Source organism: Kocuria himachalensis, from assembly GCF_054784195.1.
The window spans coordinates 1-14195 of sequence record NZ_BAAGPL010000002.1 but is presented as its reverse complement, the minus strand read 5'-3'; the positions used below and the strand labels follow the sequence as shown (position 1 = coordinate 14195).

15 protein-coding genes are annotated in these 14195 nt (G+C 75.2%); all 15 read right to left on the bottom strand.

Features of this window, described 5'->3' with window-relative positions; translation table 11 throughout:
- Nucleotides 1-6 precede the first annotated feature (6 nt).
- On the bottom strand, nucleotides 7-882 hold the full coding sequence (gene panC, locus ACYVM4_RS01295; RefSeq protein ID WP_460667406.1) for a pantoate--beta-alanine ligase: 876 nt from the start codon (nucleotides 880-882) through the stop codon (nucleotides 7-9).
- A complete protein-coding gene (locus ACYVM4_RS01290; RefSeq protein WP_460667405.1) occupies nucleotides 879-1817 on the bottom strand; it encodes a Rossmann-like and DUF2520 domain-containing protein in 939 nt (312 codons plus the stop codon). The genes panC and ACYVM4_RS01290 overlap by 4 nt, the downstream gene beginning before the upstream one ends.
- On the bottom strand, nucleotides 1814-3340 hold the full coding sequence (locus ACYVM4_RS01285) for a PH domain-containing protein (protein WP_460667404.1): 1527 nt from the start codon (nucleotides 3338-3340) through the stop codon (nucleotides 1814-1816). Before ACYVM4_RS01285 ends, ACYVM4_RS01290 begins: the two co-directional genes overlap by 4 nt.
- Nucleotides 3337-3906, bottom strand: coding sequence for a PH domain-containing protein (locus tag ACYVM4_RS01280; protein ID WP_368820877.1), 570 nt, complete (start codon nucleotides 3904-3906; stop codon nucleotides 3337-3339). Before ACYVM4_RS01280 ends, ACYVM4_RS01285 begins: the two co-directional genes overlap by 4 nt.
- The gene (locus tag ACYVM4_RS01275; RefSeq protein ID WP_460667403.1) at nucleotides 3860-4417 is read right to left on the bottom strand and encodes a DUF3180 domain-containing protein; all 558 of its coding nucleotides are present in this window, start codon (nucleotides 4415-4417) and stop codon (nucleotides 3860-3862) included. The genes ACYVM4_RS01280 and ACYVM4_RS01275 overlap by 47 nt, the downstream gene beginning before the upstream one ends.
- Before the next feature lie 12 nt (nucleotides 4418-4429).
- Nucleotides 4430-4960, bottom strand: coding sequence for a 2-amino-4-hydroxy-6-hydroxymethyldihydropteridine diphosphokinase (gene folK, locus ACYVM4_RS01270; RefSeq protein WP_368820879.1), 531 nt, complete (start codon nucleotides 4958-4960; stop codon nucleotides 4430-4432).
- A 1-nt stretch (nucleotide 4961) separates the two neighbouring features.
- On the bottom strand, nucleotides 4962-5423 hold the full coding sequence (gene folB / locus ACYVM4_RS01265; protein WP_460667402.1) for a dihydroneopterin aldolase: 462 nt from the start codon (nucleotides 5421-5423) through the stop codon (nucleotides 4962-4964).
- Nucleotides 5420-6361 (bottom strand): dihydropteroate synthase, encoded by a 942-nt coding sequence (folP, locus tag ACYVM4_RS01260; protein WP_460667401.1) that lies wholly within the window; start codon nucleotides 6359-6361, stop codon nucleotides 5420-5422. Before folP ends, folB begins: the two co-directional genes overlap by 4 nt.
- A 4-nt stretch (nucleotides 6362-6365) precedes the next feature.
- Nucleotides 6366-7130, bottom strand: a complete 765-nt coding sequence (folE, locus tag ACYVM4_RS01255; RefSeq protein WP_460667400.1) for a GTP cyclohydrolase I FolE — start codon at nucleotides 7128-7130, stop codon at nucleotides 6366-6368.
- Nucleotides 7131-7142: 12 nt separating this feature from the next.
- On the bottom strand, nucleotides 7143-9251 hold the full coding sequence (gene ftsH, locus ACYVM4_RS01250; protein WP_460667399.1) for an ATP-dependent zinc metalloprotease FtsH: 2109 nt from the start codon (nucleotides 9249-9251) through the stop codon (nucleotides 7143-7145).
- 182 nt (nucleotides 9252-9433) lie between these two features.
- A complete protein-coding gene (gene hpt, locus ACYVM4_RS01245; RefSeq protein WP_058875281.1) occupies nucleotides 9434-9985 on the bottom strand; it encodes a hypoxanthine phosphoribosyltransferase in 552 nt (183 codons plus the stop codon).
- Nucleotides 9975-11090 (bottom strand): tRNA lysidine(34) synthetase TilS, encoded by a 1116-nt coding sequence (gene tilS / locus ACYVM4_RS01240; RefSeq protein WP_368820883.1) that lies wholly within the window; start codon nucleotides 11088-11090, stop codon nucleotides 9975-9977. Before tilS ends, hpt begins: the two co-directional genes overlap by 11 nt.
- Nucleotides 11087-11566 carry a hypothetical protein gene (locus ACYVM4_RS01235; protein WP_058875279.1) on the bottom strand — a complete coding sequence of 160 codons (480 nt, stop codon included), beginning with the start codon at nucleotides 11564-11566 and terminating at the stop codon, nucleotides 11087-11089. Before ACYVM4_RS01235 ends, tilS begins: the two co-directional genes overlap by 4 nt.
- Nucleotides 11567-11701: 135 nt before the next feature.
- On the bottom strand, nucleotides 11702-12874 hold the full coding sequence (locus ACYVM4_RS01230) for a zinc-dependent metalloprotease (protein WP_460667398.1): 1173 nt from the start codon (nucleotides 12872-12874) through the stop codon (nucleotides 11702-11704).
- Nucleotides 12875-12919: 45 nt separating this feature from the next.
- A partial coding sequence (gene dacB / locus ACYVM4_RS01225; RefSeq protein ID WP_460667397.1) for a D-alanyl-D-alanine carboxypeptidase/D-alanyl-D-alanine endopeptidase occupies nucleotides 12920-14195 on the bottom strand: 1276 nt, incomplete at its 5' end.

The following is a 14195-nucleotide window of genomic DNA, read 5'->3' as shown; positions in this document are numbered from 1 at the left end:
GGGTGCTCAGAGCACGAGGTTGTCGATCAGCCGGGTGCTGCCCACGTGGGCGGCCACGAGGGCGAGGGCACCGGGCGCCGGCTCGACCGGCGCCAGGGTGCGGGGGTCGACGACGACGAGGTAGTCCAGCCGGACCCCGTCCTCGGCGTCGATCCGCCGCCGGGCCGCCTCGAGCTCCAGCTCCCCGGCGGCGAGCGCCCGCAGCGTGCGCGGGAGCACGAGCGCGGACCGGCGCTGCGCGGCGTCGAGGTAGCGGTTGCGGGAGGACAGGGCCAGTCCGTCGTCGTCGCGCACGATGGGCACGGGCCGGACGGTGACGGGCAGGTCGAAGTCGGCGACCATCCGGCGCACGAGCAGCAGCTGCTGGGCGTCCTTCTCCCCGAAGTACGCCCGGAACGCGGCCGGTCCGGGCGGGGCGGTGATGTTGAGGAGCTTGTTGACCACCGTCAGCGCGCCGTCGAAGTGGCCGGGGCGGCTCGCGCCGTCGAGCACGGAGCCCAGCCGGCCGGAGGTGACGCGCACGAGGGGCTCCCCGTCGGGGTACATCTCGGTCAGGGGCGGGGCGAACACGAGGTCGGCGCCGAACCGGGCGAGCAGCTCGACGTCGGCCTCGAGGGTGCGCGGATAGCGCTCGAAGTCCTCGTCCGGGCCGAACTGCAGCGGGTTGACGAAGACCGAGACCGCGACCACGGTGTTCTCCTCCCGGGCGAGGCGCACCAGGTGGCCGTGCCCCTCGTGCAGGGCGCCCATGGTGGGCACCAGGCCCAGCGACGCCGGCTTCCCGGGCGCCCGTGCCGGCGCCGCACCGAGCCGGTCGGCGAGGGCGGCCCGGAACTCCTCGACGCCCCGGCAGACGCGGGGGGTGCTGGTGGGGGTGCTCACGGGGTGTCCTCTCCGTCGGGGCCGCCGGTGCCGTGGGTGAGCTCGAGGGCGGCGAGCACGGCGTCGTAGCGGCGGCGGTCGAGCAGGCCGCGGTCCAGGGCGCGGCGGGCGGTGACGCGGGCGAGGTCCAGGTAGGCCAGGAGGACGTCGTCGCCGCCGTGGCCGTGGGCGTACTCGTCGAGGGCGTCCCGGTGGGCGGCCACGGTCCCCGCGTCGCCGCGGGCCACGGGTCCGGTGAGCGCCGACTCCCCCGCGGCCAGGGCGTTGTCCAGGGTGGCGCGCAGCAGGGGCCCGATCATCCGGTCGGGGCGCTCCACCCCGATGTCGCGGAGCACCTGCATGGACTGCCCGGCGACGGTCATCAGGTGGTTGGCGCCGTGGGCGAGGGCCGCGTGGTAGAGCGGGCGGTCGGCCTCCGCGACCACCACGGGCTCGGCGCCCATCTCGACCGCGAGGGCCTGGGCGATGGGCAGCACCGGGGCCGGGGCCGTGATGCCGAACGAACAGTCGCTCAGGCGGGCCAGGTCGAGGCTCATGCCCGTGAAGGTCATGGCCGGGTGGATCGCGAGCGGGATCGCCCCGAGCCGGCGGGCCGGGTCCAGGACGCCGGTGCCCCAGCGGCCCGCGGTGTGCACCACGAGCTGGCCGGCCTGCCACAGCCCGGCGTCGGCGAGACCCTGCACGAGCCCGGGCAGCTCGTCGTCGGGCACGGCGAGCAGCACGAGCTCGGCGCGCTCGAGCACGGCGGGGACGTCGAGGACGGGCACTCCGGGCAGGAGGGCCTCGGCCCGGTCCCGGCTGGCCTCGGAGACCGCGTTGACGCCGACGACGGCGTGGCCGGCGGCGCGCAGCGCGGCGCCCAGGACGGCGCCCACCTTTCCGGCGCTGACGACCCCGACCCCGAGGCGTCCCGGGCGGTCGGACGGGTGGGTCATGCGTTCTCCTGCCGGGGGGTCGGGGGCTGGCTCGGACCGTCGGCCAGTCTACGGGCCCCGGCCGCGTGCGCAGCCTGTGCCGCGGCGAGCGCCCGGGCGTCCCCGGTGTCGAGGTGCGGGACCGCCACGGTCACGGGCCCGGGCGTGGAGTGCAGGTGGACGTCGGCGAGCCCCAGGGCCCGCTCGAGCGGGCCCTGGCTCACGGCCACCGACTGGGTCTTCTCGTGGGGCAGCACGGCGGTGCGCCGGCTCAGCCGCCCGGACCGGACCGCGAGGACGTCGCCGGTCGCGGCGAAGCCGGTCCGGCGGTGCACGAGGGGGTCGAGCCACCGGGCCCGGCGCGGGGAGGTGGTGAACCGGCCCTGCGCGCCCAGACCGTGCAGGCCCTCCCGCAGCAGCGCCGCGAGGTCCCCGTCCCGGGCGCCGGGCAGCGCGAGGTGCAGGACCTGGTGCACCTGGGGCAGGGTGCCGACGGGCAGCAGGGTGGAGCGCATGGCGTCGCTCTCCCCCGCCGCGGGACCGTAGCCGGCCACGTTGACCCGCACCCGGTACCAGCCGAAGGCCCGCCAGAGCAGCGGCTGGTCCACGCCCACCGCCTGGATCCGCCCCGCCGGGACGGTCTGGGAGCGGACGCTGAACAGGCCGTAGCGCACGCGCAGGCCCTCGGGCACGCGCAGCAGCCGGAAGTGGTAGCCCTGCTCGACCCTGCGGTAGGAGACGGCGCCGAAGCTGATCAGCCCGGGCAGCCAGGCCGCGAGCATCGCGGGCGCGGTCCGGGGGTCCACCAGCAGGGCGAGCGGCGCGGCGGCCAGCAGCACGGCCAGGGCGACGGCGGAGCCCGAGGCGAGCACCGAGCCGATCAGCCGCGGCACCGGCACCCCGAGCACCGGGCGCTCCTGGTCCCCGGTCACCGCCCAGGGCGCCGGCCGCCGCACGGGCGCGCCGGGCGTCCCGCCGGGCGCCGGGGCGGAGGGACCCCGGCCCGGGGCGGCCAGGCCGAGCCGGCCCAGCAGCTCCCCGCGCAGCACGCGGGCTTGGGGGTGGGTGAGGTAGGACAGGGACACCGCGGACTGCCCGGCGTCGGCCACCTCGAACTTCAGCTCGGCCAGCCCCAGCAGCCGGGGCAGGAACGGGCGGTGGATGTCGATGGCCTGCACCCGGTCCAGCCGGGCCTGGCGCTCCTGCCGGAAGAGCACCCCGGAGCGGATCCGCACGTGCTCCGGGGTCACCTGGTAGCGGGTGAACCACCACGAGACCAGCACGGCCGCCGCGAAGACGAGCAGCACGACCAGCACGATCCCGGCCAGCACCCACCAGAACGCGGTGCCCATCCGGGCGGGGTCGAAGTCCTGGGGCGGCACGGCGTCCCCGCGGCCGAGATAGGCGTTGAGGAGGTCGTCGAGGAGGATGTTGACGACGGCCCCCGCGATCACGAGCATCGCGAGCCACCCCTTGACCACCGGGGTGAGCGGGTGGACACGGTGCCACTGCGCAGCCGCCGCGGGGGCGGGCCCAGCGCTCACAGGCCCGCCAGGAGGGCCTCGCCGCGCGCGGTGAGCCGCTCGCGCAGCCGGGACGCCTCGGCGTGCTCCACCCCGGGGATCTCGGCGTGGCTGCCCACAGCCGCGGTGTGCAGCTTCACGGTGGCCAGGCCGAAGCTGCGCTGCAGCGGGGAGACCGACACGTCCACGTACTGCATCCGCCCGTAGGGGATGACCGTGACGCGCTGGTAGAGCAGGCCGCGCCGCACGAGCAGGTCCTCGCCGCGCTCGGCGTAGCCGAGCGCCCGGACCCGCCGCGGGGCCAGGAGCACGGAGAGCGCGCCCGCTGCCAGGACGGCCGCGGGCGGCAGCAGCAGCAGGCCCAGGGGGGCTCCGGACCAGACGCCCGTGGCCGCCAGCACCGCGGGCCAGCCCAGGGCCGCGAGCCAGAACAGGGTGCTCAGGAGGGTGGAGAGCACCACCACGGTGAGGTGCCGGGGCGAGACCCGGGTCCAGGCCAGGCCCTCGGGGTCGATCGCGGGGTTGCTCAGGGGCACCCGGTCACCGGGCGTCCCGGCCACGGGTCCGCCGCCGGATCTCTCGGGCATAACCACCTTCTCCCTCGGGGAGCTCCTTCTGCCGTCCCCTACGGTACTCGGCGCCCTCCTCCGCGTCGGGATCGTCGGGCGGCAGTTTGCAGAAGCCTTCCACGATCCAGCCCACCACGACGAGGACGAGCCCGGCCCCGGCGTGCACCAGGCTGGCCCACAGCGGGCCCTGCTCGGAGCGCACGGACACGAGGGCGAGCTGCTCGACGGCGACGGCGGCGTGCCAGCCGGTCAGCATCGCCCCCGCCCAGGCCACCGCCTGCGCCCCGGCCGCGGTGCGGGCCGCGACGAGCGGGTCGAAGCGCTCCGGGTGCGCCCCGTCCTGGTGGCGCTTGACCCGCACGCCCAGGACCAGCAGGGCGGCCGCGACGGAGGCGAGGGCCGCGAGCGAGGCCCACGGAAGGATCAGCAGCGGCCCGCCCGCCCCCGTGGAGAGCCGGTTGGCGGTCCAGCCGACGGCGCCGGCGGCGGCGGCGCACATGAGCAGCGCCGGGACCGTGAGCACGTGCACGGCGGCTCCTCCTCAGTCCCCGTCCCCGCCGGGGGCGGGGTCCTCGGCCAGCAGCGGGATCGTGTCCGGCCCCAGGCCGCCGAGGTCCGCCGCCCCGCGGGCCAGCTCGGCGACGCCGCGTCCCTCGAGCGTCGCGCCGGGGTCCATGAGGGCCCAGGGCACGAGCACGAACGCGCGGGTGCCGGCGCGCAGGTGGGGCACGGTGAGGTCCGGCTCGTCCAGGCGCAGGTCCCCGTAGACGATGATGTCGACGTCGAGGGTGCGCGGGCCCCAGCGCTGGGTGCGTGTCCGGTGGTGGCGCTCCTCCACCTCCTGGCACGCCCGCAGCAGCCCGAAGGGGCTCAGGTCGGTCTCCACCTCGACGACGGCGTTGAAGTAGTCGCCCTGGCCGACCGGTCCGCCGACCGGCTTGGAGCGCACGATGGGCGAGGCGCGGGTCAGCGTGATCCGTGGGTGGGCGGCCAGGTCCTGGGCGGCGCGGCGCAGGGTGGCCTCCCGGTCGCCGAGGTTGGCGCCGAGGGCGAGGACGGCCCGGGTGCCCACGTCAGCGCTCCCGGTAGATCGTCACGGACACGTCGGAGAACGTCACCTCGATGGGCGCCTTGGGCTTGTGCACCGTGACCTCCACCGCGTCGAGCGGGAAGCGGTCGAGCAGCCGCCGGGCGACCTGGTCGGCGAGGGTCTCGATCAGGTTGACGCTCGGACCGATGACGATGTCCCGCACCTCCTCGGCGACCTCGCCGTAGTGGGCGGTCAGGGCGACGTCGTCGGTGGACCCCGCCGCGGCCAGGTCCAGGTACATGACCAGGTCCACGAAGAAGGGCTGCCCGCTGCGCTTCTCCTGGTCGAAGACCCCGTGGTAGCCCACCGCGCCGATGCCCAGGAGGTTGATCCGGTCCCGGCGGTCGGGGGACCGCGTGGTGGACACCGGGACGTGCTGGCGGCCCGCCCGGTCCCCGGCGCGCATGCGGGCGGCGTCCGCGTCCTCGCGCGGCACCCGGTTCACCGGCCCGCTCCGGAGGACGCAGCCGGCAGCACGCGCGCGCCGGGACGCAGCAGGGCCGGCTCCACGCCGCGCCAGGCGTGCGCGGCGGCCACGGCGTCGACGCTCGGGCGCACCGCGTGGACGCGCACGCACCACGCCCCCGCGTGGGCGGCCAGCGCACTGATCGCGGCCGTCGCCGCGTCCCGCCCGGCCGCCGGGCGCGGGGCGCCGTCCTGCTCGAGCAGGGTGCCGAGGAAGCGCTTGCGGGACGCCGCCACGAGCACCTTGTGGCCGGTGGCCGTCAAGCGCGGCAGCGCCCGGAGCAGCTCCCAGTTCTGCGCCCCGCGCTTGTCGAAGCCCAGCCCGGGGTCCAGGACCAGCTTCTCGGGGGCCAGGCCGGCCGCCAGACAGCGCCCCGTCAGCTCCTCGAGCTCGCCGAGCACCTCCCCGGCGACGTCGTCGTAGACAGCCCGGGAGTCCTGCACGTCGGGCAGGCCGCGGGCGTGCATGAGCACGTAGGGCACCTGCCGCTCGGCGACAAGGTCGATCATGTCCTGGGTCGCCCCCAGCCCCGAGACGTCGTTGACGATGTGCGCCCCGGCGTCCAGGACGGCCTCGGCGGTTCCGGCGTGGAGCGTGTCGACGCTGAGCACCGCCCCCGCGGCGGCGAGGGCCTCGACCACGGGCAGGATCCGGCGCCGCTCCTCGGCGGGGGCGATCCGCTCGGAGCCGGGCCGGGTGGACTCGCCCCCGACGTCCACGATGTCGGCACCCTCGGCCAGCATGCGCAGCCCGTGCGCGATCGCGGCCTCGTGCGCGGCGTGCTCGCCGCCGTCGCTGAAGGAGTCGGGGGTGACGTTGAGGATGCCCATGACCAGCGTGCGCCCGGTGGGCAGGTGCTCGAAGGAGCCCCAGCCGGAGGGCGGGTGCGCGGGGTCGGTGGGTCGGGGAGTCGTCACGTGCTCAGCGCCCCAGGATGAGGCTCATCGCCTCGGCGCGGGTGGCGGGCTCGCGCAGCTGGCCGCGCACCGCCGAGGTGACGGTCTTCGCGCCCGGCTTGCGCACCCCCCGCATGGACATGCACAGGTGCTCGCACTCGACCACCACGATCACGCCGGCCGGGGCGAGGTGCTCCACGATCGCCTCCACCACCTGGGTGGTCAGCCGCTCCTGGACCTGGGGCCGGCGGGCGAAGAGGTCCACGAGGCGGGCGAGCTTGCTCAGGCCGGTGACCATCCCGTCGTGACCGGGGATGTAGCCCACGTGGGCGTGCCCGTGGAACGGGACGAGGTGGTGCTCACAGGTCGAGTAGAAGGGGATGTCCTTGACGAGGACCATCTCGGAGTGGCCGATGTCGAAGGTCGTCCCGAGCACCTCGGCGGGGTCCTGGTGCAGGCCCGCGAACATCTCCGCGTACGCCCGCGCCACGCGCCCCGGGGTGCCTTGGAGGCCGTCCCGGTCGGGGTCCTCGCCGATCGCCAGCAGCAGCTCGCGCACGGCCGCCGCGACGCGCTGCTGGTCGACCGCCCCGGCGCCGGCCTCCAGCGCGGGGGCGGGGTCGGGGTACGGCGGGTCGAACGCCTCCGCGCGCGGATCGTGCGCGCTCGTCTGCTTCGTGCGGGCCTCGTGGGGCAACACGCCCTCCTTCGGGATCTGCCGGCTCGGCCGGGTCTGCCGGGTCTGCCGGGCGGAACGGGAGTCGGCGGACGCGACCGGCTGTCGCTCCATCCTAGGCCCGGCTCAGTCCGTGCCGGTCCCCGGGGTGGTGCCGGCGGTGCTCGAGGAGCCCGCCCCCTCCCCCGTCGGCACCGAGTGGCCGCGCTCGGGGACCTCGAGGGGGTGCTCCGGTTTCGCGGCTGCCGCCTGGTCCTGCGGGGCCAGGGTCGCGGGGTCCTGGGCGTGGAGCCGCCGGGCCTCCTCGCGCTCGGCCTGCGTGACCACGGGCGGGTCCTCGGAGAGCGGCCGGGTGTCCTTGGACAGCCACACGGGCCGCAGGTCCCGCTTGCGGATGTCGTGGAAGAGGTCCGCGATCTGCGCCTCGTTGAGCGTCTCCTTCTCGAGCAGCTCGAGGGCGAGCCGGTCGAGGACGGGTCGGTTGTCCATCAGGATCGCGTGCGCCTCGTCGTGGGCCTGGTCGAGCAGGGCCCGCACCTCCTCGTCCACGATCGCGGCGGTGCGCTCGGAGTACTCCCGGCCCGAGCCGGCGGCGTCCCGGCCGAGGAACGGCTCGGAGCTGTCCCCGCCCAGCTTGATCGAGCCCACGCGGGCGCTCATGCCGTACTGGGTGACCATCTTGCGGGCCGTGTCGGTGGCCTTCTGGATGTCGTTGGACGCGCCGGTGGACGGGTCGCGGAACACGATCTCCTCCGCCGCGCGCCCGCCCATGGCGTAGGCCATCTGGTCGAGCAGCTCGTTGCGGGTGGTCGAGTACTTGTCGTCAATGGGCATGACCATGGTGTAGCCCAGGGCCCGGCCGCGGGGCAGGATGGTGATCTTCGTGACCGGGTCCGTGTTGCGCAGGGCGGCGGCCACGAGCGCGTGCCCGCCCTCGTGGTAGGCGGTGACCTTGCGCTCGAGCTCCTTCATGATCCGGCTGCGCTTCTGCGGACCGGCGATGACGCGGTCGATCGCCTCGTCCACGGCCCGGTCGTCGATGAGCTGGGCGTGGGAGCGGGCGGTCAGCAGCGCCGCCTCGTTCATCACGTTGGCGAGCTCCGCGCCCGTGAAGCCGGGGGTGCGCTTGGCCACGGCGGCGAGGTCCACGTTGTCCGCGAGCGGCTTGCCCTGGGAGTGCACGCGGAGGATCTGCAGGCGGCCCTTCATGTCGGGGGCCTCCACGCCGATCTGGCGGTCGAAGCGGCCCGGGCGCAGCAGCGCCGGGTCCAGGACGTCGGGGCGGTTGGTCGCGGCGATCAGGATGACGTTGGTCGTGGCGTCGAAGCCGTCCATCTCGACGAGCAGCTGGTTGAGGGTCTGCTCGCGCTCGTCGTTGCCGCCGCCCATGCCCGCGCCGCGCTGACGGCCCACGGCGTCGATCTCGTCCACGAAGATGATGGCCGGCGCGTTCTCCTTGGCCTGCTGGAACAGGTCGCGGACCCGCGAGGCGCCCACGCCCACGAACATCTCGACGAAGTCGGAGCCGGAGATCGAGAAGAAGGGCACGCCGGCCTCGCCGGCCACCGCCCGCGCGAGCAGGGTCTTGCCGGTGCCGGGCGGGCCGTAGAGCAGCACACCCTTGGGCACCTTCGCGCCGAGGGCGGTGAAGCGCTCGCGCTCCACCAGGAACTGCTTGATCTCGTCGAGCTCCTGCACCGCCTCGTCCGCGCCGGCGACGTCGGCGAAGGTCACCGTGGGGTTGTCCTTGTCGAACATCTTGGCCCGCGACCGCCCGAAGCGCATGACCTGCGACCCGCCGCCCTGCATCCGGGAGAACACGAACCAGAAGATGGCCAGGATGATCAGGAACGGGAGCATGAAGCCGAGGAGGCTGGTGAACCAGTTCGACTCGACGGGCTGGTCCGTGAACCCCTGGAGGTCCGCCGCGTTCATCGCGTCGACGACCTCTTCCCCGCGCGGGGTGACGTAGTAGAACTCCACGCTGCGCCCGAGGTCCCGGCCGTCGAGGGAGAGGTCCTCCTCCAGCTGGAGCTCGACCTTCTGCTGTCCGTCGTAGATCTTGGCCTCGGAGACCTGGCCGTCGCGGAGCAGCTGGAGACCCACGTTGGTGTCCACGCGCCCGGAGGATCCCGTGGTGAGCGTGCCCACCAGGGGGAAGAGGATCAGAGCGGCCAGCAGGACCCAGAACCAGGGTCCTCTGAAGAAGTTGTTGGGTTTTTTCGCCGTGGCCAAGCCGCTGATCCTCCCGTGGATGGTTGTCCGGGCCCCCTCGAGCCCGGGCCCGCCCAGGGCCGGGGGTCCAGGGGACGCAGACCTACAATGTACAGCCCGGGATCCGGGTCCCGCCCCGAACGGGCCGGGAGTTCCCTGTCAGCGGACACCCCCGCCGGGGAACCGCCCGGCGGGGCGCCGGCTCACTCGTAGACGTGGGGCGCCAGGGTCGCGATGCAGTCGAGGTTGCGGTACTTCTCGGCGTAGTCCAGCCCGTAGCCCACCACGAACTCGTTGGGGATGTCCCAGCCCACGTACTTGACGTCGATGGAGGTCTTCGCCGCCTCGGGCTTGCGCAGCAGGGCGCAGATCTCCACCGAGGCCGTGCCGCGGGACTCGAGGTTGGCGCGCAGCCAGGACAGGGTCAGGCCCGAGTCGATGATGTCCTCGACGATGAGCACGTCCCGCCCCGTGAGGTCGGTGTCGAGGTCCTTCAGGATGCGGACCACGCCCGAGGACTTGGTCCCGGAGCCGTAGGAGGACACGGCCATCCAGTCCATGGGGTACTGGCCCTGCAGCGCCCGGCACAGGTCGGCCATGACCATCACCGCGCCCTTGAGCACGCCCACGAGCAGGACGTCCCGGCCCCGGTAGTCGGCGTCCACGGCGGCCGCCAGCTCGGCGATCCTCGTGTCGATCTCTTCCTTGGTGTACAGGACCTCGGTGAGATCCCCCTGGACGTCCTCAGCCTTCACGGCGCTCCTCGTGTGATGCGGATGCGGGTCGGGTGGCGCTCGCGGGCCGCGGGCGGACGAGCTCCAGGTGCCCCGGGCCACGGGTGCCGGCCGTCGGGCGGCGGCGCCACACCGACACCTTACCCGCCATCTGCACGGGCCCCGCGGCGCCGTGCCCCGCGGCGAACTCGTCCAGCGCGCCGAGCCGCTCGTAGGCCGGGGTCTGCCCGCCGGCGGCGACCACGGCCGCCGACAGGGCGCGGCGGCGCAGCGCGGGGTGCGCCGCCCGCACGGTGGCGAGGTCGAGGACGAGGGAGCCGGGCAGCTCCGGGGCGGCGGCGCGGGCGCGCTCGAGCAGCTCCCCCGCGGCCCTCTCGAGGTAGTCCGCGTCCGGGCCGAGGATCGCCGCGGACCGGGCCAGGGCGCGGGCCAGCCCGGGGCCGAGCTCGTCCTCCAGCAGTGGGAGCACACGGTGGCGGACCCGGGAGCGCATCAGGGTGGTGTCCCGGTTCGTGGGGTCGTGCCAGGGCTCGAGCTGCTCGGCGGCGCAGATCCCGAGGGTCTGCGCGCGGGAGAGGTCGAGGAACGGGCGGAGGTAGGTGACGCCGTCGAGCTCGCGCACGGGGGGCATCCCGGCCAGCGAGCGGGTGCCGGAGCCGCGGGCGAGGCCCAGCAGGACGGACTCCGCCTGGTCGTCCAGGGTGTGCCCGAGCAGGACGGCGTCGGCGCCCGTGCGCCCCACGACCTCCGCGATGCCCGCGTAGCGGGCGGTGCGGGCCGCCATCTCGGGCCCGCCCGCGTCCTGGCGAACGGTCACGGCGATGACGACGACGGGCGCCAGCCCGGTCTGCTCGAGGGTGCGGGCGGCGCGGGCGGCGACCGCCGCGGAGTCCTCCTGCAGGCCGTGGTCGACCACCACGGCGCCCACGCGCAGCGTGCCGCGCCGGGCGAAGTGGGCCGCGGCGGCGGCCAGCGCGAGGGAGTCGGGCCCGCCGCTGCAGGCGACCAGCACGAGCGGGGGCTCCGAGGAGACCTGCGAGACGTGCTGCCGCACGGAGTCGAGCACACGGCGCCGCCCCGCGGCGACGTCCGGGGACAGTCGGCCGCGGCGGGCGAACTGGGTCACCGGCGGGCGTCCTCGCGGTCGCTCGCGGCCTGCTGGTTCTGCGACTCCCGCACGGCCAGCCGCACGACCTTGGCGAGGGTCGGGGCGGTCTCGCCGAGCAGGTCCAGGGCGGCCTCGAGCTCGTGCCGCGGGACCACGTGGGCGAGTGCCGCCACGGCGTTGGTCTCGCTGTGGATGCCCGCCTGGATCTGCGTGGTGGACAGCACGGGCTGCGAGGCCTCGACCGCGGACAGGGTCTCCTCGATGTCCGGGGTGCCGATGCGCTGCTCCAGCATCACCAGGCGCTCGTAGACCGCCGGGTTGCCGATCTTGATCCGGCGGCCGCTGTTGAGCTGCGACAGCATGGGGGCGGAGAGGCCGAGGACCTCGGCCAGCCGCCGCTGCGTGATGCCGTAGGCCTGGACGACCGTGCCGAAGCGCTCCGACAGGGGCTGGCCGTACAGCTTGACCTGCTGTTCGATATTCTCTGTGCTCACGTAAAAATCTTGTCACACAATGGTGATCCGGCCTACCGCGTGTCGCGCTGTGAACGAGGACGGCGGAACGGGGCGCCCCGGCCATAGTGTCTATGAATCTGCATGTCAAATGGGGGTGCGTGGTGTCTACCACATTCAGGGCGTCTCCGGGACGGGAACGGTCCGGAGGGGCGGTGCGCCGGGGCCCAGCACGCGCTCGATCCAGCGCTCGGGGGCGTGGATCTCGGCCTCCGTGGGCAGGTGCTCCGGGGCGTCCCAGATCCGGTTGAACCGGTCCAGCCCCACGGTCCCCACCACGGTGGAGACGAACCGCTGGCCGTCGCTGTACTGGCGCATCTTCGCGTCCATCCCGAGCAGGCGCCGGACGAAGCGGTCGAGGCTGCCCTGCAGCTCGGAGCGCCGCTCGAAGCGCCGCCGGATCGTCCGGACGCTGGGCACCACGGAGGCGTCCACCCCGTCCATCACGAAGTTCGCGTGCCCCTCGAGCAGGCTCATCACGGCGGTGAGGTGGGAGAGGACCTCCCGCTCCCGCCGCCCCATGAGCAGGCCCACCACGCCGAGGGAGGCCCTGGGCTCCTCCGTCCCCGAGCCGCGCCCGGGCAGGGAGCGGACCGCCTCCGTGAGCCGCGCCCCGAGGGTCTCGGCGTGGCCCATGAGGGAGTCGGCGAGCTCGTTGATCTGCTCGATCATGTGCTCGCGCAACCACGGGGCCGCGGCGAACTGGACGCGGTGGGTCTGCTCGTGCAGGCAGACCCACAGCCGGAAGTCCTCCGGCTCGACGTTGAGCTCCCGCTCGACCGTGAGGATGTTGGGCGCGACGAGCATCAGCCGCCCGCCGGGGTGCCGCTGCGCGGCCACGGCGGAGACCAGCCCGGCGTACGGGTCGTACTGGCCCAGGACCTTCGCGGAGAGGAACCCGAGCACCGCGGCCATCTCCATGGCGGTGGCCGTGCCGCCGAGCGCGGTGGCCGCCGCGCCGAACTGCTCCGGGCGGCGCCGGCGCAGGGCCTCGACCGCCGGTTCCATGAGCACCTGGAAGGCCTGGGCGTTGGCCTTCGACCACCCGGCGCGGTCCACGACCAGTACCGTGGAGTCCCGCAGGTCCCGTGCGGCCTCGAGGCCGGTGATCCGGTGCACGTGGTCCACGGACGCCTCGGCGTGGCGGCGCATGGAGGCCACGGCCGTCTGCATGGCCCGGGCGGACATCTTCGGCCCGGGTGGGGTGAGCCGGGCGGCGGCGGAGGCCGCGAGGTCCCACCGGACGATCCCGGGCGCCTCCGTCTCCGGCGGTCGTTGTGCTGTGCTCATGGCCTCATGCAACCACACGCGCCTGGGAGCACCCGGCGGGGGCCGTCACAGTCGGGCCAGGGCCGCCACCGCGCGGTCCACGGCGTCCCGGGCGGCGGCCGGGTCGGTGACCTCGTTGAGCACCACGGAGAACGTCAGCAGCCGGCCGCCGTCCGTGGTGACGTGGCCGCTGAGGGTCACCACGGAGTTCAGCGTGCCCGTCTTCGCCCGCGCCAGGCCCCGCCCGGGGCGCTCGGCGTCGTCGTCGAACCGGTCGGCGAGGGTCCCGCTGCCGCCGGCCACCGGAAGCGCCCGGGCGCCCGGCGTCAGCGCTCCCGTGGGGTCGGTGACCATGGCCCGTACGACCTGCTCGAGCGCGCGGGCGGGGATCCGGTTGCGCAGGGACATCCCGGACGCGTCGGAGAGCTCGACGCCGGACGTGCCGATGCCCTGCGCCTCGAGCGCCCCTGCCGCGGCGGCACGGCCGCCGGCGATGCTCGCGGGCCGGTCCGCGGCCCGGGCCGCGAGCCGCGCGAGGACCTCGGCGAGCTGGTTGTCGGACTCCTGCAGCATGAGCTCTGTCTGTTCCGCGAGGGTCGCGGACTCGACGGCGGCCAGCTCGGCCCCGCCCTCGGGCGCCCGGCCGGGCGCGACCTCGGGGACGGGCGCGGGCGCCCCGTCCGCGGCGAGCCGTGCCGCGAGCTCGGCCGCGAAGACCTCGGCGACGTCCTGCGCCGCGTCCACGGGCCGCTCGTCCGACGGTCCCTGCCCGGCGGGCACGCGGTGGGACCAGAACGCCATGGGGGCGGCGGGCCCGATCTGCCCCGCCGCCACGTCCTCCGCGGCCCAGTCCTCGTTGATGGCCGGCCCGGGGAACAGGCCGGCGTCCCACCGCACGCCGGTGGGCGCGGCCGCCCCGCGCTCGGCGAGCGCCTCGGCCGTCACCTCCGCCAGAGTACGGATGCCGGCCCGGCCCAGCACGGCGTCCGGGTCGGAGCCGCCCGGGCTCAGCAGGGTGTCCCCGCCGGCCACCAGCACCACCGTGCCCGGCTCCCGCCCCTGGACCACCGTGGTGCGCAGACGCTGACCGGGGTCGGCGTGGGTGAGCAGGGACAGCGCCGTGACGAGCTTCTGGTTGGAGGCCGGCACCAGTGGCGCGTCCGGGTCCCGTTCGAGCAGCGGCGCCCCGGTGAGGGCGTCGGCCACGACGACGGCGCGCCGTCCGGCGGGAGCGCCGGCGAGCGCGGGGTCCACCGCCGCGGCCACCTCCCCGGCGCCGGGCACGGGGGCGGCCGGGTCGGGGGGCACCGCCCCGGCGGGGGCCGGCGCCTCCGCCGGGAGG

Coding starts and splice junctions, on each gene's coding strand:
- ACYVM4_RS01290 (WP_460667405.1), bottom strand. CDS start 1,817: ATGACCCACCCGTCCGACCGCCCGGGACGCCTCGGGGTCGGGGTCGTC.
- ACYVM4_RS01280 (WP_368820877.1), bottom strand. CDS start 3,906: ATGCCCGAGAGATCCGGCGGCGGACCCGTGGCCGGGACGCCCGGTGAC.
- folE (WP_460667400.1), bottom strand. CDS start 7,130: ATGGAGCGACAGCCGGTCGCGTCCGCCGACTCCCGTTCCGCCCGGCAG.
- ACYVM4_RS01230 (WP_460667398.1), bottom strand. CDS start 12,874: ATGAGCACAGCACAACGACCGCCGGAGACGGAGGCGCCCGGGATCGTC.